This window comes from Streptomyces alanosinicus (assembly GCF_014650595.1).
GTDB classification, from domain to species: Bacteria; Actinomycetota; Actinomycetes; order Streptomycetales; family Streptomycetaceae; genus Streptomyces; species Streptomyces alanosinicus.
Genome location: NZ_BMVG01000009.1, coordinates 165,807 through 188,225, shown reverse-complemented (window position 1 = coordinate 188,225; position 22,419 = coordinate 165,807). Strand labels below are relative to the sequence as shown.

The following is a 22,419-nucleotide window of genomic DNA, read 5'->3' as shown; positions in this document are numbered from 1 at the left end:
CGAGGGGGTCGGGGGATGAACGCCCGAACCGAGCCTGCAGAGGCAGAAGCGGAGCCGCCGGACGCGATAGCGCGCCCGCCGCTCCTGCGCGAGCTCCTGCTCGTCGCGGGCCTCTTCCTCGTCTACAAGCTCGGCCGGCAGCTGGCCACGGGCCACACCGGCAACGCCTTCCACAACGCCCGCCGCGTGTGGGATCTGGAACGGGCGCTGCGTCTGCCCCGCGAGAACACCGTGCAGTCCGCACTGCTGCACGGCGACACCCTCGTCCACCTCGCGAACACCTACTACGCCACCGTCCACTTCCCGGCGACGATCGCCTTCCTGGTCTGGCTGTATCTGCGCAGGCCCGCGCACTACCCGTGGGCCCGCAGGGTCCTCGCGGCCGTCACCACGGCCGCGCTCGTGCTGCCGTTCACGTTCCCGCTGGCGCCGCCGCGGATGCTGGGCGGCACGGGCCTGGTGGACACCGCCCGGCTGTACGGCCCGTCGGTGTACGGCCCGCCGTCCAGCGACCATCTGTCCAACCAGTTCGCGGCGATGCCCTCGCTGCACTTCGGCTGGGCGCTGATGGTGGCGGTCGGCCTGATCGTGGCCACCCGGTCCCGGTGGCGCTGGCTGTGGCTGCTGCACCCGCTGATCACCCTGCTGGTGATCGTGGGCACGGCGAACCACTACTGGCTCGACGCGATCGTCGCGACGGCCATGCTCGGCATCGCCCTCGCGGCGATCCGTCCGCCGCGCCGGAGCGCCCGCACGGCGGGGCGCGCCGCCGGCCGGCTCGCGCCGCATGAGCGCGCCCTCGTGGGAGCGGGCCGATGAGCGCCGCCGCGGTGATCGCCGTCGCCCTCGCCCTCGTCTCGGCGATCGCCTACGCGCTGGCCGCCGTCGCCCAGGAGCGCCTCGCCGCCCGCACCCCCGGCACCGGCCTGCTGCGCCTGCTCGGCACCGGCGCCTGGTGGTCGGCGGTCGGCCTGAACGCGGCCGCCGCCCTGCTGCACGTCGTCGCCCTCACGTGCGGCCCGCTCACCCTGGTCCAGCCGCTGGGCGCGCTCACCCTGGTCGCCGCCGTACCGCTCGGCGCCCGGGCGGCCGGCCGCCGGGTCAGCCCGGTGGAGTGGCGCGGAACGGCACTGACGCTGCTCGGGCTCGCCGCGCTGCTCGTCACCGCCTCCGGTCCGGCGCCCGCCCGGGCGCTGTCGCTGACCGAGGCACTCGCGGTCGCCGGTACGACGGCGGCGGCGATCGGCATGCTGTCCCGGCCCGGCGCCCGGCCGGGCCTGCGGCACGCCACGGCGTCCGGTTTCGCCTCCGGTGTCGCCTCGGCACTGACCCAGACGGTGACCGTGGCGGCGACCGACCGCTCGGGCCCGCTGCTGAGCACGGAGGTGATCGTGGTCGCCGTGCTCGTCGCCGCGTTCGCCGTCGCCGGGCTGCTGCTGTCCCAGACCGCCTACCGCGGCGGCCTCGGCGCCCCGCTGGCCGTGGTCACCCTGTCGAACCCGGTGGCCGCCGCGGTCATCGGCCTCACCCTGCTCGGGCAGGGGCTCCGGGGCGGCGCCGAGGGCGTGCTGCTGGCCCTCGCCGGCGCTGGCCTGGCCTCCTGGGGTGTGGTCCTGCTCACCCGGGTCACCGCGGACGTCGCGCCGCCGATCGCCCCGGTGGTCATCCCGACGCCCGCCCCGCCACCGTCGGCCGAGGACGACGACCACCCCGTGGCCGCGGTGCTCGCCCTGGAGCCGGGCACGGCGACCGCCGAACCGTCGCCGGTGCCGCGCCGGCCCGGACAGCCGGGGCACCTCACCTCGCTCTGAGACACACGACGGCGGCCGGTGCGTACGCTGTCCGCGCGCACCGGCCGCCGTCGGCCGTGCTGGTCCTGCCGTGCTTCTCCCCCGTCGGGGCCGGCTCAGTTCCAGCCCCGCGAGTCCTGCTTGAGAGCGGTGTCGACGGTCAGGGCCGTCGCCACCACGAGGCTCAGCAGCGGCTCGGGCAGCTGGTAGTGGATCTGCAGGACGTAGTTGTCCGCGGTCGTGAAGAGCGTCTTGGCGAGGCCCTCCCAGGTCTTGGTGATCCGGGCGACCTCGTTGTCCGCGTGGTCGACGATCGCGAAGTTCCAGGCCCGCCAGTTCTCCGCCTTGATCGCGCCGACCTGCTGGCCGTTCGCGTTCATCGCGAAGTTGATCTTGCCGATCATGTTCTGCTGGACGATCTCGCCGACCTGCGAGCCGTCCGGGCGCGTCACGATGACCCGGGACTTGAAGATCTTCGCGGGCCGGGTCAGCAGCAGCTGCGGCTGGCCGTAGGCGTCGCGGATCTCCAGCTTGTGGGTCAGGAACTGGTCCCAGTTGGAGATGAAGCGGAAGATCTTCCGCAGCACGCCCTGGCCGACCTCGGTCACCGCGCCGAGCTCACGGCCGTTCTGATCCATGACCTTGTACTCGTTGGTCACCTCGATCAGCTTGGCCTTCTGGTTCACGACCAGGACCGGCTCGGTGAAGAGGGTGCCGCCGCCGGGGCCGCTGGCCGCGAGCCCGGCCTGCTGCTGCACCTGGCGCTGCACCTTGGGGTCGGCGGCCTGCTGCTGCGGGGCGCCGTACTGCTGGGGAGCGGCCTGCTGCTGCGGCACGGCCTGCTGCTGGGGGACGGCCTGCTGCTGTGGTACCTGACCGGCGGGCGCCTGGCCCGGGTTGGTGTGCTCGGTCCACTGCGCGCCGTCCCAGTAGCGGAGCGTCTGCGGCGCTCCGTGCGGATCCGGGTACCAGCCTGCGGGAGTGTTCGATTGCGTGGTCACCGGGGCACACTACCCTGATGTGACCGGTACCTGACCAGTTCGCACGGAGCGCCGCTCATCGCCCGCTCACGCCGTCGCGATGGCCGGGTCGCTGACGCCGGGACGCCCGTTCTCGACGTGCCCGGCGAAGCCGCGCAGGAAGGCCGGGTCGGCGTCACAGGTGACCGTCACGTCGTACCAGCGCCTGCTCGCGGTGAGGTCGACGGTGTGGTGCACGGTCGCGCCGGGCCGTACGGTCACGGTGGCCGGGTGACCGCCGTAGCCGCTCGTCACCTTCAGCTTCACGGTGCCGGGGCCCTTGTTGGTGAAGGTGAGCTCCAGGTGGTCGCCGACGTGCCGGGCACTCGCCTCGGGCCCCGCCGTCTTGCCCTTGCCCTTGAAGACACGCAGGAAGCCGTTCGGGCCGTGCACGGTGAGGTCGTGGCTGCCGCCGGACCACATCGAGTTCCAGGTGTCGGAGAGGGACTTGCCGGCCTCGGTGGTGTAGGTCCAGGGGCCGTCGCCGCGGTTGCCGGAGGTCACGAGGAAGCCGGCGCCCGCGTGCGCCCCCGAGGCGAACGTGAGCGTGAAGGTACCGGCCGAGGTGTCCGCGGAACCGTCCACCACCGGGGCGTACTTCAGCGGGCGGGTGGGCCGGTGGCCGCGCTCCTGCTTGGGCAGGGAGGGGTTGGCGGGCGGCTTGGGCACATAGTCGGGGTGGCGGTTGTGGTCCGGCGGCACATAGGCGGCCGTGGACGGCAGCGCGACCGCCTTGGTGTCCTTGCGGGAGAAGTCGAAGGCGCTGGTCAGGTCGCCGGTGATGGCGCGGCGCCAGGGCGAGACGTTCGGCTCGTGCACACCGAAGCGGCGTTCTATGAACCGGATGATCGAGGTGTGGTCGAAGGTCTCGGAGCAGACGTAGCCGCCCTTGCTCCACGGGGAGACCACGAGCATCGGCACCCGCTGGCCGAGGCCGTAGGCGCCGGCGACATGGCCCATGTCGCCCTTGAACAGGTCGAGCGAGGCGTCCACGGTGGACTTGCCCTGGGCGCCGGAGGCCGGCGGGAAGGGCGGGACGACGTGGTCGAAGAAGCCGTCGTTCTCGTCGTAGGTGATGAACAGCGCGGTCTTGGCCCAGACGTCCGGGTCGGCGGTGAGCGCGTCCAGGACCTGGGAGACGTACCAGGCGCCGTAGTTGGCCGGCCAGTTCGGGTGCTCGGTGAAGGCCTCGGGGGCGACGACCCAGGAGACCTGGGGCAGCTTGCCGGCCTTGACATCGGCCTTCAGCTGGTCGAAGAAGCCCTCGCCCTTCTTGGCGTCGGTGCCGGTGCGGGCCTTGTCGTACAGCGCGTCGCCGGGCTTGGCGTCACGGTACTGGTTGAAGTAGAGGAGCGAGTTGTCGCCGTAGTTGCCGCGGTAGGCGTCCTGGATCCAGCCCCAGGAGCCGTTCGCGTCGAGGCCGTCGCCGATGTCCTGGTAGATCTTCCAGGAGACCCCGGCCTGCTCCAGACGCTCGGGGTACGTCGTCCAGCCGTAGCCCTTCTCGTCGTTGCCGAGGACCGGGCCGCCGCCCTTGCCGTCGTTGCCGACGTACCCGGTCCACATGTAGTAGCGGTTCGGGTCGGTCGAGCCCATGAAGGAGCAGTGGTAGGCGTCGCAGAGCGTGAAGGCGTCGGCGAGCGCGTAGTGGAACGGGATGTCCTTGCGGGTCAGGTACGCCATGCTCGTGGAGCCCTTGGCCGGCACCCACTTGTCGTACTTGCCGCCGTTGAAGGCCTGGTGCGTGTCGTTCCAGCCGTGCGGCAGGTCCTGGATGAAGGCGAGACCCAGGTCGTCGGCGTCGGGGTGGAAGGGCAGGATGTCCTTCGTGCCGTCGGACTGGTTCCAGACGGACCTGCCGTTCTGCGAGACGGACCGGGGGTCGCCGAAGCCGCGGACGCCGCGGAGCGTGCCGAAGTAGTGGTCGAAGGATCGGTTCTCCTGCATGAGGACGACGATGTGCTCGACGTCCTTGACCGTCCCGGTGCGGTGGTGCGCGGGCAGGGCCGCGGCGCGCTGGATGCTGCCGGACAGCGCGGAGAACGCCGTGGTGGCACCCGCGAGTTGAAGGAAACGGCGCCGGTTGACTTCGGGCATGAGTGTGAGGGTCCTCTCGTCCTGACGTACGTGATGCCGTCGTGATGCCGTGCAAATGACGGAATCTGCGCGCAGCGAGTGTTCCAAGAGCAACAAACGTCAGGGAAGGGCCTGGTGGCATCTGTGTGAAACTCGACAGTCCGTGTGGTGCGGGGCGGGGCGCTCAGCGCGGGGCGGCGGCGGGCTTGTTCTCCTCCTGCTCGGCCTGCAGGACTTCTTCTGCCGTCCTGACGAGGTGGGCGGGGTTGCCGAGCAGGACACGAGTGGTGGCGTAGACGCGAGGGTCCATGGTGATGTAGCGGACCGGGCGCTCAAGGATCTTGATGGCGCCGTCCTGGAGGATGACGACCTTGTCGATCCACTGGAACCGCGGATTGGGCCAGAACTGATCACCGAAGATCGACGGGAGATCGAAGGTCACGTTCGGAGTCTTCGCCACCACAAGCGTGGACGCCTGCTTGCCCTTTCCGACGTCCTTGATGTTCCTGAGGACGTTCTTGACGCTCTTGGCCCTCTCCACGCGGTAGAGCTCCGCGAATTCGTCACCCCAGACGGTGTCGGCATACTTGACACCATTGACCTGGGGCATTTTGGCCTCCGGGTTCCTGGCAAGGTCCCGTACGAAAGCGTCGTAGTCCTGCGGATGCATCTCCGGAATCGACACGACACGCTTGCCGCTCAGCTTGCTCAGTTCCTCCATCATCGCCCGTTCGTGCGGCTCGACGAGGACGTTGGGCGGACGCTTGAGAGCGCGTACGTCCGTGAAGCCCTTCCCCAGGTCCCGCTCGATGATCCTCAGCCACTGGGCCAGGCGCGAGGAGAGGTTGAGGCGCGAGACATAGAAGTTGAAAGCCGTCTGCTCCTCCGGAGTCAGCTTCTCGACCATGCGGATCATCCGAAGGAAGTTCTCGAACGCATCCTTGGGAAACGAACGCAGAGCGATCACCATGTCGACGGTGAAGCGGTCGAGGTTCGCGGCGACGGAGCCCGGGATGCGCCTCGCCGCATTCACCCGGAAGTTCCGCAGAGCGACGCCCGCCCGTGGAATCTGCTTCACCAGTGCGCCGAGTACGGGAGGGATGACGAGCCCCAGGAAGGCCATCAGCTGCTCGGGCTTCGACAGCTCACGGCCGCCCACCAGCTGCCGTTTCATGACGACCTCGTACGCCAGCACGAACTCACCGACCACGGGCACCATGCTGAGCACGAATTCGGCGAAGTCGTGCAGCACCCCGTCGGGCCGGCCGATGGCCGCTTCCGGCAACGGGAGTTCGCCCTCGATGACCTGGAGCGGTTCGAACGCGGAGTACAGCCACTGGAGCCAGACCAGCGGCCAGGCGCCCCGCAGCGACCTGACCTGGCCGGCACCGGGAGGAGACGCGTCCAGGATCTGGCGGGTCTGTTCCTCCAGATGCCGGGTGGCATCGGACGCGGCGTTCATCGTCAAACGGACACCGAACTCACGGTGGCCCGGCCAGGGCACCGTGTAGTACCGGTTCTGCCACTCCACGAACAGCGCCCGGACCTCGACGGCGATCAGATGCGCCGCCTCTATGTCCTCGCGCGGCACCGTGCGGGTCTCCCGCTCCCGCAGCAGCGCCACCCTGTTCGGGCTCCGGTCGATCTCGGCCTGTTCCGCCGCGGTGATGCCGCGAGCCAGCATCACCGCATGCTTGTAGGAGGTGAGCGCCTCGGCGACCAGCCCCCAGCGGACCTCCGCCCCGGCCCCGTCGGCCACCGGGTCAGGCTCCGCTGCCCAGGTCGGAGCCGATCTCGATATCGGTGCCCGAGGACGGGGTGTACTCGTTCCACTCGGCGATCAGCGCGCCCTTGGTGCCGGGCTGGAGCACGGCGAACGGGGTCACCGAGCCGTCGTGGGCCCGGTCCAGCCGGCCGACCGTGATGTGGGTGGTGTCGGGGATCGCGGTGATGAGCTGGCTCTCCTGGACGACCCTGCCGTCGGCCGGGTCGGTCTTGTCGGCGGAGTCGATGACGACCAGGGCGCCGACCAGGAAGTCCTTGCTCGAATCCACCTTGATGCTCACCGGGTTCGCGGTCTTGGCCAGGACGTCCCGGGAGGTCGCGTAGACGGCCTCCTCCAGGCGCACCGCGCTGCGGCCCGGGTTGGCCGGCGGGATGCCCGGGTAGTTGCGGTCGTCGTAGGCGGCGATCTCCCGGGCGATGGTGAGGTACTGGGAATCCGGGGCCGTCGGCGGGGACTTGAAGCCACCTTCGGCGAAGCTCACCCAGTCCTCCTCCCAGCCCTTGCGCACGGTCAGGACGACGCGTGCGCTGCCGGACCGCAGGAACGCCTGCCGGTTCGCGTCGGGGTGCCGCAGCCGGCGGACGAAGTTCCAGCTCTGCGGTACGTCCCAGAAGTACGAGTACAGGAACGTGACGACGTTCTCCCACTCGATGGCCTGGTTGATGAACCGGACGACGTCCTCGTGCTCGCGTACGGTGGCCCACGCGGTGGCGTCCATGCCGAGGTCGTTCTCGTCGAAGCCGATGCCGTGCTCCAGATCGACCCGGGCCTTGGCGAAGGCGGCGACGACCTCCGGCGGCATGAAGGCGAAGTCCGGGCCGAGCAGGAAGCGCAGCACTCCCTTCATGATCTCCTCGCTCTCCTCCCGGCGGAGGGTGAGCGTGTCGACCTGCTCGATCTGCTCCTGCAGCGCCGCGGCCTTGGTGGCGATGTCCTGCTGACGCTCGTAGTACTGGCTCTGCGCCGCGTCCCGCAGCAGGTTCCAGACGTCCGACTGCCACTTGTCCCGGATGCGGTCGCTGTGCGCCGGCTTGGTCGGGTCCGGGTCGGGCTGGATGGGGATCGGCTCGATCTCGGAGGTGACCCTGATCGTCGTGTTGCGGTTGTTCACCATGTCGAACGAGATGTAGACCTTCCCGGTCGCATGCAACATGAAGTTGCCGTAGGCGCCGGAGGTCAGCTCGAAGGGCCCGTAGTCACCCTGGGTCTGGTCCTGGATGTACAGCGGAGTGCCCAGCACCTTGAAGCTGAACAGGACGTCCTTCTTGCTTGTGGTGTCGAACCACATGTTCAGGGTCTTGACGCGATACCCCTCCGGAACCTCCAGGGGGTCAGGGGTGAAGATGTGCCAGCCCTCCTCCTGCTGCGGTGCGCCCACGCTGAACTGCGGGGCCGGCGGCGGCAGCGGCGGGTCGGGCACCACCGCTCCGTACCGCTCGGCCAGCACGCGGTAGTGCGGCTGGGTCTCGCCCGGCAGGATCGCGTCGGTGATCTCCGAGTGCGGCAGGCCGAACTGGAACGGCCCCAACTGTCCCTTGAGATCGGCGAGTTCCTTGTGCATCCGGCGCAGACCGGCGCCGGGCTCCGGGATCACCAGGTCGTAGGTCAGCCGCAGCCCGTGCCGGTACAGCCGCACCCGCCACTTGCGCATCAGGCTGAAGTAGTCGACCCGCATCGCCGAGACCTGGCTGGGGTTCTTCAGCACCCGGGTCGAGGTCTCCTCGCTGCCGGTGACCGTGGTGGTGGAGATGGTGATCTTGTGTTCCTGCTTGGCCCGCGCGGAGGCCTTCCTGGTCAGCTGCGTGGAGTGCTTGGTGCTGTCCGTCGCGGACTGCGACTTGGAGTCCTGCGAGGTGAAGCCGGACTGGGCCGAGCCGTTGATCACCGGGATTCCGCCGGTGACCGTCGCGGTGACATTGAACTGGTTGGAGTGCTGGGCCTGCGAGGACGTCGACTGGGACAGCTCGGTGTTGTCGGTGACCCCGGTCTCGCTGACCGTCTCCAGGGAGTCGGTCACGATGGAGGTGAACTCCTTGCTGCGGACCGACCATTCCTTGTGGCTGACGGCCGTCTCCTCCAGCGGGGCCAGCGGAACGGTGGCGATCAGCTCGCCTCGCTCCAGCCCGGCCGGCGCCATCTCCAGGCGCTCCAGGTTCAGCATGCCGAGCGGTGTCGCCCTGGTGTTGGCCAGCAGGCCCCGGACCGCGACCAGCGCGCTGCGCACGTCCTGCTGGGCAAGGCCCTCCAGGTCCGCCGGCACCGCCTCGGCGGTCGTCGCCCCGGCCCGCTCGGCGGCCAGTCGTGCGGCCCGCTGCCGCCGCACCTCGACCAGCGCGTCACCGAACGCCTTCAGCGCCTGGACCGGGACGTCGACGAAGGTGCTCGGCGGCGGCAGGAGCGAGGGCTGGGTGCGCTGTTCGTAGGCCGCGAGCAGATCGATGAGGTCGTCGGAGACCTCTTCGGCACTCCGGAGGTGATCGGTGCTCCGGAGGTGTTCGGTGCTCCGGAGATGGTCGCGGACGGTGCTCGCCTCGTCCGGCCGCAGTCGGAGCTGGCGCACATACGCCGACTTGATCAGGGCCTGCCCGGTCGGCGGCACGGGAAGCCGCAGCTGTACCAGGGTCGCCTTGGAGATCTCCCGGGCGGAGCCCGTGAGCACCGGCGGCGAATCCGGCAGCGCCCCCTCGGTCCCGACCCTGCCCTCGGTGCGCGGTACGTCCTGCGAACCGCCGTGCTCAGCACCCGATGCGTCCAGCTCGCTCAACTCGGCCTCCACACAGCCCTGGTTGCGACTACCGCTCACTGAGCGTGACGCACAGGAGTCACAAACTCGACACGATCGCCTGAATCTTCACAGAAGCTACGCAGCGTGGCGATCGGTGGGAAATATGCACGGAGCCTTCCTCCTCGCCCTCGTCCTCAACGAACTCCGGCACGCCAAGGCGTTCTGGGCCACCGCTTCGACCCGGCCACCGGAAACACGGCCACCGTCGCCCTGCCGAGCAGCGCGAACCTGCGCTACCTCCGGATCGCGAAACCGGCGAGCAGGGCCGGCAGGGTGAAGGTGAGGGTGTGGCGCCAGGCGGCGTCGGACTCGGGGTCGCCGAGGACGCGGGTGAAGTCGGCGGTGCCGGCCCACTGGGGTTTCGAGCCGGGCGTGTACTTCTGGAAGGCGATGACGACCGCACGGATCGCCGGGTACCAGGAGAACAGGGCGAAACAGATCAGGCCGCCGAGGAGGAAGGCGTAGGCACGGGCCTGGTCGACGAGGCGGCGCCGCCTGCGGCCCCCTGCCGGGGGCGGCGCCGGGACCGGCTGGACGGGGGCCGTCGCCGTCGGCTGCCGCTCGGCCGTCTTCGTCATCGCGGTCAGCTCCGGGTCAGGATGCCGTCGATCTTGCCGGACGCGTCCTTGAGGAGCTGGTCCACGTCTGCGTCCGTCTGGGCGATGAGGCCGGGCGATGCCTGCCTGAGGCTCTCGGAAATACTGGTGTGAGGCTCTCGGACCCGGCGCCGCCGGCGACCTGAACGCCGGCGGTGCCGGGTCAGTCCTTCGGGACGCGGACGACCGTGAGATGCCCGGCGGTCGCCCGCAGTGCCCTGGGACGGCGCGTGCGACGTGCGGGCGTGGCCGCCCGGCGGTTCTCGCGCAGGACCAGCGACAGGCGCCGGTAGCCCAGCTCGCGCAGGATCTCGGGCGTCTCCTCGACGATGCGGCACTCGGTGGGGCCGCGGCGCGGGTCGGGGTGGTGCAGCAGCCGGACGGCCCCGTCGAGCCGGGTCGCGCTCTCGCCGACGGCCCGGATCCAGTGCGGCAGCCCCTGGCGGTAGGCGGCCTCCATGAGCGGGTCCTGGGCGATGTCGCGGCGGATCGCCTGGAGGTCGTGGTCGTGGCCGTACGCCTCCAGGGCGGACTTCAGATGCGCCAGCATCGGCAGGCACCAGCCCTGCTCGTGCTCGCCGAGGACGTCACCCGCGTCCGGGTGGAAGAGGACGAAGCGCAGGAAGTTGTCGCCGGGCATGGCCGTCGCCTGGGGGCGCATCCCGCGGAAAAGTGACGCGAACGCGTCGTTGGCCATGACCACGTCCCAGCGGTGGTCGACGACCAGGGACGGGCAGGCGAGAGCGTTCAGCAGGGCGGCGTAGTCCTGCAGATACGCCTGGGTCTCGCAGGTCTCGGGGACGGGCCGCGGTGCCGGCCGCTGCCCTCCTGCCTGATGTGCCATCGGGAGGTCACCCCTCTTGCCTCTGCGGCCTTCACGCGGCTCTGCGATCCTGCGGCCCCCGACAAGTCCGTGTCAACTATCGTGGCATTTCATGCCCGTTGACGGCTGAAATTCGCCACAGTTGTGGCGAGACCTGGATGTGAGTTCGAGGCACCCGCTACTCTCCGGGAAGTTCACGGCGATCGCTCGTGAGAATGACACGTACGGACACATCTGAAGCCCTTGAGAGACGTAGGAGTTCTGTCGGTGACGGATGGCTACGAGGATCCGGGCGCCACGGCGACCGCCCAGCTGCCGGCCGTCGTCGCCCGCGTCACCGCGCTCGCCGACCGGCTCGGCGTGCCGCAGGCCGAGGTGTTCGGCGTCGGGCGGCTCTCCGTGGCCTGTGGCGTCCCGGAAGCGGTGGTGAAGGCCCTGCTCACCGGTCGCCCCGCCGGCGAACCGGACGTCCAGGCACGCTTTCTGCAGCGCCTGGGCCTGCTGCGCCGGACCCGGCTGAAACCCAATGGGCGCAAGTACACCCAGCAGGAGATCGCCGACGGCGCGGGCATGTCCCGGCAGCAGGCCGGCGCGCTCATCAACGGCGACCGGCGGCCCACCATGGAGCACTGCGACGCGTTGCAGCGCTTCTTCCGGGTGCACACCGGCTTCCTGACCGCGGAGGACCCCGAGGCGCTGGCGGGCGCGCTGCAGCGCACCGAGCAGGAACTGCTGCAGAAGCTCGCCGACCGGGAGCGGGCCGCCGCGAGGGCCGACCAGGATCCGCTGGAGCGGCTGCTGCAGGACCACGGGGTGCGCGGCATAGCCTGGCGGGCCGCGCAGTTGCCCACCGACCAGCACCGGGACAAGGTCGCCGAGTGGCTCGACATGCTCCTGGAGAGCGTCAAGCGGCCCGAGTCGTGAGCCAGGGGAGGACTGTGGGCATCGGCAGGGACATGCGCCGGCTGTGCAACGAGCTGGTGGGCGGGCTGACACTGCCCGCGCCGGCGCAGCCGTGGGAGCTGTATCGCGCGCTGTGCGAGGCGATGGGCCGCCGCCGTGGCCGCCCGGTGCACTTCCGCGCGGCCGCTTTCCCGCCCGGTACGGCGAGCGGACTGTGGCTGGATCTGAGTGACCGTGACCTCGTCGTGGTGGAGGAACGCACCGCGCCCGACCACCAGTTGGTGATCCTCGGCCACGAGCTGTGGCACATGCAGGCCGACCACCGCGGCCACCATGTCGACGGCATCGGCGTCGCCACGCGGCTACTCAAGGACGACACCGACCAGGACGCGCTGGAGGCCACGGTGCGGCGGGTGGCGGCCCGGACCCGATTCGACCTCGCCGAGGAACGCGCGGCCGAGACCTTCGGTCTGCTGCTGGCCAGCAGGTGCCGCACCTGGCTGGCCGGTTCGGCGCTGCGCGGCCCGGTGCTGCGGGACGACGTGGCGGGCCGGATCGAGGCGTCCCTCGGATATCCGGGGGCACAGGGCTGACACGAGGGCGGTGGCGGGCCGGTCCGAGGGGCGTTGCCAGTGGTGGGCGGCAAGCTGGAGGGGTGCGCCGCAGCGCGCGTGACCGTGCCGCCTACCCGGGGAGAGCCGACCGATGCCCACCGCCGTACTGACCGACCGTGAGCGCACCGCCGTACAGGCCTATCTGCGGCTGTTGCACACGGTGCGCGCCGCCTTCGACGGACCAGCGGACGGCGGCCGGCCCGTCGTGGTGCCGCCCGCCGTGCTGGCCGAGGCGGAGCAGGCCCTGACCCGAGCGGGTCTTTCGGGCAACGAGGCGGAGTTCTTCCGGCTGCTGCGCGACTGGTGCCCGCCCGCATGAGCGGACCGGCCGCCGCGGGTCCGGCGGAGGTCAGCCGCGGTCCGGCGGACGTCAGGCGCGGTCCGGCGGAGGTCAGGCGTGCGGGACGACCACGGCGGTGGCGATCAGTTCGTCGCGTACGAGCCACCGGCCGTCGAAGACCTGGAGCCGGCGGCCGGCGACCCAGGGCCCGGGGACGAGCAGTTCGGCGCGCAGGGTGCCGTGCCGCTCGTCACCGGGACTCGGCCACAGGGTGATGTCGGCCTCGGAGAAGTCCAGCCACGCGCCGGTGAGCGGGAACCACGCCTTGTAGACGGACTCCTTGGCGCTGAACAGGATCCGTTCCCAGTGCACGGCGGGCCGCTCCCCGGCGAGCCGGGCGAGCCGCTCGGCCTCGGCGGGCAGGAAGACCGAGCCGGCGACGTCGTCCGGGAGCGGGCCGTGCGGCTCGGCGTCGATGCCGAGGGAGACCAGCTCGCCGGCGCGGGCCAGGGCGGCGGCGCAGTAGCCGTCGCAGTGGGTCATGCTGCCGATCAGGCCGTCCGGCCAGCGCGGTGCGCCCCGCTCGCCGCTGAGGAGCGGCTGCGCCGGCACACCGAGCTTCTCCATGGCACGCCGGGCACAGGCGCGTACGGCCGCGAACTCGCGGCGCCGCTTGGCCACCGCACGCGCGACGAGCGCCTCCTCCCCGGGGTAGAGCGGGGCGTCCCACAGCGCGTCGTCACCGTGTGCCTCCACGGTGACGACCGACTCCGGGAGCAGCTCCTCGATCACCGGCTTCGACCTCCATCGGCAGGATGCGGCGCAGTCTCCCCGGCGGTTCCGGACGCTTGCGCCATTCGCGGGGATAGCCTACGGAGACTTCTTCGAAGCGGACTCCGTCGCGCCAGGTGGTGCGGGGGATGTGCAGATGGCCGTAGACCATCGCGGCGACCGGGAACCGGCGGTGCCAGTCGGCGGTGAGCTCGGTGCCGCACCACATGGCGAACTCGGGATACCACAGCACTTCGGTGGGGTGCCGGTGCAGCGGATAGTGGTTGACCGGTACGACGGGCAGGTCCGCGGGCAGCTCGGCGAGCCTGCGCTCGGTCTCGGCGACCCGCGCCCGGCACCAGGCGTCGCGGCTCGGATAGGGGTCGGGGTGCAGCAGATACTCGTCGTTGCAGATGATGCCGGTGCTCTCCGCGTACGCCAGGCCCTCGGCCTTGGTGGCCTTGCCGGGCGGCAGGAACGAGTAGTCGTACAGCAGGAACAGCGGGGCGACGGCGACCGGACCGTCTGGGCCCTGCCACACCGGGTAGGGGTCCTCGGGTGTGACGACGCCCAGCTCCCGGCACAGCTCCACGAGGTGTTCGTAGCGGGCGACGCCGCGCAGGGTGACGGAGTCCTTCGGGTGGGTCCACAGCTCGTGGTTGCCGGGGACCCAGACCACCTTGTGGAAGCGGCTCGCGAGCTTTTCGAGGGCCCAGCGGATGTCGGCGACCGTCTCGGCGATGTCACCGGCGACGAGCAGCCAGTCCGCCTCGCTCGTGGGCCGCAGGTCCTCGACCAGGGCGCGGTTCTCCGGATAGCTGATGTGCAGGTCGCTGATGGCCAGCAGCTGCCCGGCCCCGGCCCCAGACTCCACCCCGCACCCCTCTTCCGATGATCCTTCACCGTGACCAACAAGAACATATTCCCGGACACCGGACAAGAGCTGTCTGGCGGTGCGTCACGTTCCGGCCGAAAGCGGACGGCCCGATCGCTTCAGAAACCGTCTGGACAGCCGCCGGGAATCCGTAACATCCGCGTTGCACGCGCGGGCTCCCGAAAGCCGTATGCTCGCCGCGACACCGACGCCCCAACCCCCCCTTCCGCAGGGGCTGTTTGGTGTCCCTTCCTCCCTCCTGCCCGGGCACGGGCCGCCGAGTCCTGCCCGAAAGCCCCGAAAGGCGGCCTGCATGCTCTCTCGCGTACGCGTCTGGTTCAACCGCACGTACGCGGAGAACGTGTTCTTCATGGATCAGCTGCGCAGAAATCCCGGCGACCGTGCCGTGGAGATCCATGCCACGCACGGGGACCCCGACTCCCCCGTGCTGGCCGCCGCCGACACCGCCGACCTGGAGCCGGAGGGTCTGTCCCCGGCCGCGTACGTCGAGTACGCCCTCGACCAGTGCGCCCGGCGCGGCATCGATGTGTTCGTGCCCCGGCTGCACCAGGCGGCGATCGTGGCGCACCGCGCGGAGTTCACGGCGGCGGGTACGGCGCTGCTGGCGCCGACCCCCGAGGCGGTGGCCGTCTTCGAGGACAAGGCGACCGCGTACGAGGCGGTCTGCTCGGTCGGCGTGCCGGTGCCGCCGTGGTGGCGGGTGCGTACGGCGGACGAACTCCTCGATGCCGTGGCCGAGTTGGAGGAGGCCGGGCACAAGGCGTGCTTCAAACCGGCCGTCGGCGCCGGCGGGGTCGGCTTCCGGGTGATCACCCGCAACCCGCTCTCGCTGGCCGGCCTCGCGGGGTTCCCGAGCCCTTATGTCCAGCTGGACCCGGTCGTCGAGGCGCTGCGGCGAGCCGGGGAGCCGGTGGACTGGCTGGTGATGCCGCGCCTGGAGCAGCCCGAGGTGTCGGTGGACTGCCTGACCGGCCGGGACAACCGGCTGCGGCTCGCGGTGGGCCGTACCAAGAACGGCCGCCGGCGCGGCTTCACCCTGGACGAGCGGTGGCTGGAGCCGGCCCGGCTGATCGCGGAGGGTTTCGGGCTGCACCATCTGTCCAACATCCAGTTCCGGATGTTCGGCGACCGTCCGGTGCTGCTCGACGTCAACACACGTCCCTCCGGAGGCCTGCACCAGTTGTCGCTGTGCGGGGTGAATGTGCCGTGGGCGGCCGTGCGGTTGGCGCTGGGCGAGGACCCGGGGGTGATCGAGCCGCCGTTCCTCGGGCAGGACTACACGGTGGTGTCGGGGCCGCGGTCGCTGTTGCCCCTGGCGCTCCCCCGGCAGCGGGACACGGAGATCACACTGCCGGCGACACCCGTCCCCGTCCATCCGGCTTCTCCGGCCGAGGCCCTGCCCCTCTAGGGCCTGTCGAGCCCTGGGCCCGTCCGATCGGGGGGGATCAGGTCGGGGTGCGCTGGAGGTCGCGCTGGGTGCGGGCCGTGGCCATCAGGCCGTCCAGCGCGTCCCGGGTCCGCACGAGGTCGTCGATGTGCGCGGAGAGGCGCTCGCGCTCCTGCGCCATCCGCTCCAGAGCGGCATCGGAGTTGATCTCGCTGGGGGTGTCGACGCAGGGCAGCAGCTCGGAGATCGTACGGCTGGACAGGCCGGCCGTGTACAGGCGCTGGATGAAGCGCACCCGCTCCACCTCGGCCTCCGTGTAGTGCCGCTGCCCGCTCGGGCTGCGGCTGCTGATCAGCAGCCCCTGCTCCTCGTAGTAGCGCAGCGACCGCACGCTCACCTCGGTCCGCGCCGCCAGCTCGCCGATCCGCACGACCGCCTCCTCCGGTGAACCACGCCACAGCGCTTGCCTCTGACACCAATGTCAGGTTTTAGCGTAGCGCCGTGCCCGGCATCCGGGCCTGTGATGTACGCAGCGAGGAGCCCGACGTGACCACCTTGTTCAGCAGCTACCGACTCGGCGAACTGACCCTGCCCAACCGGATGGTGATGGCCCCGATGACCCGGGGCAGGGCCGCGGCCGGCGGCCTCGCCACCCCGTCCATGGCGACGTACTACGCGCAGCGCGCGACGGCCGGACTGATCGTGTCCGAGGGCGTGCAGCCCAGCGTCGTCGGGCAGTCCAACCCGGGCACGCCCGGACTGCACACCGGGGAGCAGGCCGCCTCCTGGCGCGCCGTGACCGACGCCGTGCACATCAACGGCGGACGGATCTTCGCCCAGCTCATGCACGGCGGCCGGGTCTCGCACCCCGACACGACCGGCCACCGGCCCGTCGGCCCGTCGGCGATCGCCGCGCAGGGCGACGTCTTCACCCCGACCGGCCCGCAGCCCGCGCCCGTGCCCCGCGCACTGGACACCGCCGAGGTGCCCGAGCACGCCCACGCCTACGCCGAGGCCGCCCGCCGCGCGCTCGACGCGGGCTTCGACGGAGTCGAACTCCACGGCGCCAACGGCTACTTGATCTCCCAGTTCCTCTCCTCCAACGCCAACCTGCGCACGGACCGCTACGGCGGCACGATCGAGGGCAGGATCCGGTTCGCCGTGGAGGCCGTGAGCGCGACGGTGGACGCGGTCGGGGCGGCCAGGACGGGCATCCGGCTCTCCCCGGGAGGCGGCTTCTGGGGTGTGGAGGAGACCGACGCGCTCGCCCTCAACACCGCGTTGCTGACCGAGCTGTCCCGTCTCGGACTCGCCTACGTCCATCTGGAGGCGACCGCGGACGACGAGGTGTTGCTCGGGCTGCGCCGCGCCTGGCCCGGGACCCTGGTCGTCAATCCGGTCCTCCCGATGGGCCCCAGGCAGACCGGCCGTGAGGAGGCCGACCACTGGCTGGGCCTGGGCGCCGACCTGATCAGCTTCGGCCGCGGCTTCCTGGCCAATCCCGACCTCGTCGAACGCCTCCGCACCGGCCTGCCGGTCGCCCCTGTCGACGAGTCCACGTACTACCAGGGCGGCGATGCCGGCTACCTCACCTACCCGGCCTACCCGTACACGGCCTGACGGCTTTTTTCCGCCTCGTGCCGGCCGGGGTGTATCAGGGCGTGCCCTCGTGGGTCTCCATGACAGAACCGGGGCAGCAACGGGGGATGCCACGGGGGAACGGGCCGGCCGGTCGCGGGTACGGGGGGCGACCGGCCGGCCCGGATCGGTCTCCTGCCGGGACCGGGTTCAGGCCCGCTTCAGCCGCAGGGTGAGGATCTGGAAGGGCCGCAGCGTGAGCGGGACGGTGCCGTCCGTGTCGCGCCGCGCCGCGTCCAGCGGACGTTCCAGCAGGTCGGTGATCTGGGCGCCGGCCGTGGGGAAGCCGGGGCGCAGCACGCCCTGGGCCCGGCCGCCCCGGGACTCGTACAGCCGTACCACCACGTCCCCGGAGCCGTCGTCGGCCAGCTTGACCGCCTCCACCGTCACGCCCTCGCCCGTCACGGAGACGACCGGCTCGGGCTCGCCCGCCGAATCCGCCACCCGCAGCGGGAGGTTGAGGGCATAGCCCTCGGCCACGGCGTCCTCGATGCGCGCGCCGGGCAGCAGGGCGTAGGTGAGGCGGTGCCGGCCCTGGTCGGCCTCGGGGTCGGGGACGCGCGGGGCGCGGACCAGGCTGAGCCGGACCGTGGTGGTCGTCCCCCCGTCGTCGCGGACGGTGCGGGTGACGTCGTGGCCGTAGCTGGAGTCGTTGATGACGGCGACGCCGTAGCCGGGTTCGGCGATATGCACCCAGCGGTGCCCGGAGACCTCGAAGCGGGCCGCCTCCCAGCTGGTGTTGGTGTGGGTGGGCCGCTGGACATGGCCGAACTGGATCTCCGCCGAGGAGTGCGGGGCGCGCAGATCGACCGGGAAGCCCGCCTTGAGGATCTTCTCCGTCTCGTGCCAGTCGAGGTCCGTCTCGAAGTCGATCCGGGCACTGCCGGCCCGTACGGTGATCGTCTGGGTGATCCGGGACCGCCGGCCGAAGGACCGGATCACCCGGATCGCGCCCACGAGCGGGCCCTCCTCCACCACGGTGACCGCGTCGGGTTCCAGCAGGTCGGTGTAGCGGTTGCGGTAGTGCTTGTCGATGTCCCAGGCGTCCCAGCAGTTGGGCAGATCCGTGTGGAGGCGGAGCAGATTGCCCTGGCCGGCGAGGACGTCGCGGCCGGCCCGCAGATCGCGGACGGACGACAGCGTGCCGTCGGCCGCCACCGTCACCCGGACGATCCCGTTGTCCAGGGTGTGCCCGTCGACCGTGACCGGGTGCGGGGGGTCGGCCGGGGCGAGGGGCGCGGAGCCGTTCGCGGGCACCGTCACATACACCGGTGCGCCCTCGGGGGTGCGGACCACCTCGGCGCGTTCCCGCGGGCTGGTGTTGAACACGCGGGGCCCGCCGGTGCCCAGCGCGGCGATCGCCTCGTGTGTGAGATCCCGCAGCTCCCCGGCCACCCGGGCGTACTCGGCCTCGGCCTCGCGGTGCACCCAGGCGATGGAGGAGCCGGGCAGGATGTCGTGGAACTGGTGCAGCAGGACCGTCTTCCACAGGCGGTCCAGCCTCTCGTACGGGTAGCTGTAGCCCGGTGCGTGCAGGGCGGCCGTGGTGGCCCACAGCTCGGCCTCGCGCAGCAGGTGTTCGGAGCGCCGGTTGCCCTGCTTGGTGCGGGCCTGGGTGGTGTAGGTGGCCCGGTGCAGCTCCAGGTACAGCTCGCCCACCCAGACCGGGGCGTCCGGGTACTCCGCGCGGGCCTTGGCGAAGAACGCGTCGGGGTGCTCGATCTCGACCTTCGCCGAGCCCTCCAGGTCCCGCAGCCGGCGGGCCCGCTCCATGATCTCGCGGGTGGGGCCGCCTCCGCCGTCGCCCCAGCCGAAGGGGGCGAGGGAGCGGGTGGCGCCGCCCTTCTCGGCGTAGTTGCGGACCGCCCGCGCCATCTCCGTGCCGCTGAAGCGGGCGTTGTAGGTGTCGATGGGCGGGAAGTGGGTGAAGACCCGGGTGCCGTCGATGCCCTCCCACCAGAAGGTGTGGTGGGGGAAGGTGTTGGTCTGGTTCCAGGAGATCTTCTGGGTGAGGAACCACTCGTTGCCGGCGAGCTTCGCCAGCTGCGGGTAGGCCGCGGTGTAGCCGAAGGAGTCCGGCACCCAGACGCCCTTGGTCTCGATGCCGAAGTGCTCCATGAAGAACCGCTTGCCGTGCACCAGTTGACGGGCGAGGGCCTCCCCGCCGGGCAGATTGCCGTCGGCCTCCACCCACATGCCGCCGACCGGCGCCCACTGCCCCTTCGCCACCGACTTCTTGATCCGCTCCCACACATGGGGGTGGTTGTCGCGGACCCACTCGTACTGCTGCGCCTGGGAGCAGGCGAAGACGAACTCCTCGTACTCGTCGGCGAGCGCGGTGGCGTTGGAGAAGGTCCGGGACGCCTTGCGCTTGGTCTCGCGGACCGGCCAGAGCCATGCGGTGTCGATGTGCGCGTGGCCGACGCCGGAGAGGATGTGCGCGCTGGCGTGGGCGGGCTTGGCGAGCACCGGGCGCAGGGCGTCGCGCACGGCGGGCGCCGAGCCGGGGACGTCGTCCAGGTCGAGCAGGTCCATGGCCCGGTCGAGGGCGTGCGCGATCTCGTGCCGGCGCGGCTCGTGCTCGCCGAGCTCCAGCATCAGTTCGCGCAGCACCTGCAGATCGAGGTCGAGATGCCAGACCTGCTCGTCGAGGACGGCGAGATCGGCCCGGCGGAAGGTGTACAGCGGGCGGTCGCCCGCGGTCCGCGGATCGCCGAGCGGGGTCGGTGCGGCGAAGCCGTTCGCGAGGATGTCCGGGTTGGAGGCGGCCTCGACCAGGTACTCGACCGCTTCGCCGCCGGCCGCCGGGTGGGCGACCGGCACATACTGGTTGAGCGGGTTGACCGCCTTGAGCGGGGTGCCGTCGGTGCGGTGCACGAGCGCCTCGGCCTGGTTGCCGGGCCAGTCGCCGACGAAGCCGAGGTCGATGACCGACTCCACCCGCCGGCCGGCCCACTCGGCGGGCACCCGGCCCCGCATCCGGAACCAGGTCGTGCCCCAGGGCGGCCCCCACGGGGTGTCCATGGCGAAGGGCGTGTAGGGGGCGGCCGCGGCCTGCGCGAACGGCACCGGCTCCCCCGGAGCCTGCCAGGCCGTCACCTCCAGGGGGACGGCGGCCGCGTAGGTCGCGGGTGTGATCCGCTGGGTGTGGAGGCGCGCGACGCGCTCCTCGATCCGTCGGCGTTCGTCGTGCATGGCGGTCTCCAGGAGGGAGAGGCGAGCAAGGGCGGAAAGCGCTTACCGAATGTGGCTCACTCAAGGTACGCCAGGCCAGGATGGACCTCGGTGTAGCCCTCCACCAGCCTGTGGGCCACGCTGACCGAATCCACCAGCGGATGCAGCGCGAAAGCCTTGACGGCCGTGCGCCGGGAGCCGGACTCGGCGGCGGCGAGCACCTCCCGTTCGACGGCCTTGACCGAGCAGACCAGCCCGGTGGCATGGCCGGGCAGCGGGGAGACGGCCAGCGGATGCGCGCCGCCCGCGTCGACCAGGCAGGGGACCTCGATCACCGCGTCGGCGTCGAGCGCGGAGAGCGTGCCGCCGCCCCGCACATTGAGGATGAGCGTGGTCCGCTCGTCGCGGGCGATGGCCCGCATCAGGGCGAGCGCGACCTTCTCGTAGCCGCCGGAGAGGTCGTCGGCCTCGCGCTCGCCCGCGCCGGCGCTCTCCCGGTTCTCGGCCATGTACGTGGCCTCGCGTTCGGCCCGGGTGCGGTCCCACGCCGTGAGCGCGGAGCGGTCGGTCCGCAGGGCCTCGGCGTAGAACCCGGCCTGCTGGTCGCGCAGAAAGGCGCCGCGGGTCCGCTCGGCCCGCCGGTAGGCGTCCACGGTTTCCCGGTTGAAGTAGTAGTAGTGCAGATACTCGTTGGGGATCGCGCCGAGCGACTGGAGCCAGTCGACGCCGAACAGCCTGCCCTCCTCGAAAGAGCCCAGCAGGGCGGGGTCGGCGAGCAGGCGCGGGAGTTCGTCGCGTCCGTCGACGTGCAGGCCGCGCACCCAGCCGAGGTGGTTGAGGCCGACGTAGTCGACGAAGGCCCGCGCCGGATCCGCGCCGAGGACGCGGGCGATACGGCGGCCGAGGCCGACGGGTGAGTCGCAGATGCCGATGACGCGGTCGCCGAGGTGCCGGGACATGGCCTCGGTGACCAGGCCGGCCGGGTTGGTGAAGTTGATGACCCAGGCGTCGGGGGCGAGGCGGGCCACGCGCCGGGCGATGTCGACGGCGACCGGGACGGTGCGCAGCCCGTAGGCGATGCCGCCCGCGCCGACGGTCTCCTGGCCGAGCACGCCCTCGGCGAGCGCGACCCGCTCGTCCTCCGCCCGGCCCGCGAGGCCGCCGACGCGGATCGCCGAGAAGACGAAGTCGGCGCCGGTGAGGGCCTGGTCGAGGTCGGTGGTGGTGCTCACGCGGGGCGCGTCGGGGATGCCGGCGGCCTGCTCGGCCAGGACCCGGCCCACCGCGTACAGCCGTCGGTCGTCCAGGTCGTGCAGGACGACCTCGGTGACCCGCCCTTCGGCGTGGTCCGTCAGCAGTGCGCCGTACACGAGCGGCACGCGGAATCCGCCGCCGCCCAGAATCGTCAGCTTCACGTCTGCACCCTTCCCGGAACTCCCGCCACGACCGCCTCGATACCGGCTCTCGTGCGGTTCTCTCGACTGCCGCCGATCTTCATGGTGCCGGAGCCGTCGACTGCCGTCCCGCCCGCCGCTCGGACCACTGGGCGGCCATCGACTGCACCCCGGACCTTCAGGGCGGCTTCATCCGGGAGTTCTGGGACCACGGAATCCTGCAGCGCGTGAGCGACGGGAGACGGGCCGGGCGCGTGGGTGCCGGGCGATACGACAACGGTGTCATCGCGTCCGGCTGCCGCCGGGGGTACGGCGGCGACGTCCGCGCTGCGGTGTACGACGGCCCGTTCACCACGGACGCGGCCCTCGTCCCGGACCGCACGCCGAGCCCGGACGGACATCGGCCGGACCGCCATGAGCAGGACGAGGCCCGGCGGAGCGGCCCGCAGGACGAGGGCCGGCGGAGCCATGAGCAGGACGAGGCCCGG

General features: G+C 71.4%; 17 protein-coding genes and 2 pseudogenes. 8 read left to right on the top strand and 11 right to left on the bottom strand.

What is annotated here, in order from left to right:
• Positions 1–15 precede the first annotated feature (15 nt).
• Complete coding sequence (locus IE277_RS21320; protein ID WP_189954753.1) at positions 16–819, top strand: phosphatase PAP2 family protein; 804 nt, start codon at positions 16–18, stop codon at positions 817–819.
• On the top strand, positions 816–1,811 hold the full coding sequence (locus tag IE277_RS21315) for a DMT family protein (protein WP_189954751.1): 996 nt from the start codon (positions 816–818) through the stop codon (positions 1,809–1,811). Before IE277_RS21320 ends, IE277_RS21315 begins: the two co-directional genes overlap by 4 nt.
• Positions 1,812–1,906: 95 nt before the next feature.
• On the opposite strand, the gene IE277_RS21310 is transcribed toward IE277_RS21315, so the two are convergent.
• The 6 genes and pseudogenes from IE277_RS21310 to IE277_RS21285 all read right to left on the bottom strand — a co-directional run bounded on the left by IE277_RS21310 (position 1,907) and on the right by IE277_RS21285 (position 10,896).
• Positions 1,907–2,791: an LURP-one-related family protein gene (locus IE277_RS21310; RefSeq protein ID WP_189954749.1), complete on the bottom strand. Its 885-nt coding sequence runs from the start codon at positions 2,789–2,791 to the stop codon at positions 1,907–1,909.
• A gap of 66 nt (positions 2,792–2,857) precedes the next feature.
• A complete protein-coding gene (locus IE277_RS21305; RefSeq protein WP_189954747.1) occupies positions 2,858–4,906 on the bottom strand; it encodes a phosphocholine-specific phospholipase C in 2,049 nt (682 codons plus the stop codon).
• A 163-nt stretch (positions 4,907–5,069) separates the two neighbouring features.
• Positions 5,070–6,644 carry a hypothetical protein gene (locus IE277_RS21300; RefSeq protein WP_189954745.1) on the bottom strand — a complete coding sequence of 525 codons (1,575 nt, stop codon included), beginning with the start codon at positions 6,642–6,644 and terminating at the stop codon, positions 5,070–5,072.
• A 4-nt stretch (positions 6,645–6,648) separates the two neighbouring features.
• Entirely contained in the window at positions 6,649–9,435 is a 2,787-nt protein-coding gene (locus IE277_RS21295) for a hypothetical protein (protein ID WP_229881888.1), read from the bottom strand.
• Between the two features lie 263 nt (positions 9,436–9,698).
• Positions 9,699–10,034, bottom strand: a pseudogene (locus IE277_RS21290) (sugar ABC transporter permease); the annotation flags it as partial.
• A 181-nt stretch (positions 10,035–10,215) separates the two neighbouring features.
• The gene (locus IE277_RS21285; RefSeq protein ID WP_189954744.1) at positions 10,216–10,896 is read right to left on the bottom strand and encodes an MmyB family transcriptional regulator; all 681 of its coding nucleotides are present in this window, start codon (positions 10,894–10,896) and stop codon (positions 10,216–10,218) included.
• Between the two features lie 246 nt (positions 10,897–11,142).
• Here IE277_RS21285 and IE277_RS21280 point away from each other — a divergent pair, with 246 nt between their 5' ends.
• The 3 genes from IE277_RS21280 to IE277_RS21270 all read left to right on the top strand — a co-directional run bounded on the left by IE277_RS21280 (position 11,143) and on the right by IE277_RS21270 (position 12,711).
• Positions 11,143–11,799 (top strand): helix-turn-helix domain-containing protein, encoded by a 657-nt coding sequence (locus tag IE277_RS21280; RefSeq protein WP_189954742.1) that lies wholly within the window; start codon positions 11,143–11,145, stop codon positions 11,797–11,799.
• Positions 11,800–11,831: 32 nt separating this feature from the next.
• Positions 11,832–12,371, top strand: coding sequence for a toxin-antitoxin system, toxin component (locus tag IE277_RS21275; RefSeq protein WP_189954942.1), 540 nt, complete (start codon positions 11,832–11,834; stop codon positions 12,369–12,371).
• A gap of 112 nt (positions 12,372–12,483) precedes the next feature.
• On the top strand, positions 12,484–12,711 hold the full coding sequence (locus tag IE277_RS21270; protein ID WP_189954741.1) for a hypothetical protein: 228 nt from the start codon (positions 12,484–12,486) through the stop codon (positions 12,709–12,711).
• 72 nt (positions 12,712–12,783) lie between these two features.
• On the opposite strand, the gene IE277_RS21265 is transcribed toward IE277_RS21270, so the two are convergent.
• Together IE277_RS21265 and IE277_RS21260 are read right to left on the bottom strand one after the other, a co-directional pair.
• Entirely contained in the window at positions 12,784–13,464 is a 681-nt protein-coding gene (locus IE277_RS21265) for a 4'-phosphopantetheinyl transferase family protein (protein WP_189954739.1), read from the bottom strand.
• On the bottom strand, positions 13,412–14,317 hold the full coding sequence (locus IE277_RS21260) for a metallophosphoesterase family protein (protein ID WP_189954737.1): 906 nt from the start codon (positions 14,315–14,317) through the stop codon (positions 13,412–13,414). Before IE277_RS21260 ends, IE277_RS21265 begins: the two co-directional genes overlap by 53 nt.
• Positions 14,318–14,630: 313 nt before the next feature.
• On the opposite strand from IE277_RS21260, the gene IE277_RS21255 reads away from it, so the two are divergent.
• Positions 14,631–15,746, top strand: coding sequence for an ATP-grasp domain-containing protein (locus IE277_RS21255; protein ID WP_189954735.1), 1,116 nt, complete (start codon positions 14,631–14,633; stop codon positions 15,744–15,746).
• A 37-nt stretch (positions 15,747–15,783) separates the two neighbouring features.
• Here IE277_RS21255 and IE277_RS21250 read toward each other — a convergent pair whose 3' ends face one another.
• Positions 15,784–16,155, bottom strand: coding sequence for a MerR family transcriptional regulator (locus IE277_RS21250; protein WP_189954733.1), 372 nt, complete (start codon positions 16,153–16,155; stop codon positions 15,784–15,786).
• 116 nt (positions 16,156–16,271) lie between these two features.
• Here IE277_RS21250 and IE277_RS21245 point away from each other — a divergent pair, with 116 nt between their 5' ends.
• A complete protein-coding gene (locus IE277_RS21245; protein ID WP_189954731.1) occupies positions 16,272–17,345 on the top strand; it encodes an alkene reductase in 1,074 nt (357 codons plus the stop codon).
• A 168-nt stretch (positions 17,346–17,513) separates the two neighbouring features.
• Here IE277_RS21245 and IE277_RS21240 read toward each other — a convergent pair whose 3' ends face one another.
• Together IE277_RS21240 and IE277_RS21235 are read right to left on the bottom strand one after the other, a co-directional pair.
• Positions 17,514–20,558 (bottom strand): alpha-mannosidase, encoded by a 3,045-nt coding sequence (locus IE277_RS21240; protein ID WP_189954730.1) that lies wholly within the window; start codon positions 20,556–20,558, stop codon positions 17,514–17,516.
• 56 nt (positions 20,559–20,614) lie between these two features.
• Entirely contained in the window at positions 20,615–21,952 is a 1,338-nt protein-coding gene (locus tag IE277_RS21235; protein ID WP_189954727.1) for a 6-phospho-beta-glucosidase, read from the bottom strand.
• Between the two features lie 119 nt (positions 21,953–22,071).
• Here IE277_RS21235 and IE277_RS47345 point away from each other — a divergent pair.
• Positions 22,072–22,323: pseudogene (locus tag IE277_RS47345) on the top strand (hypothetical protein); the annotation flags it as partial.
• Positions 22,324–22,419: the final 96 nt, after the last annotated feature.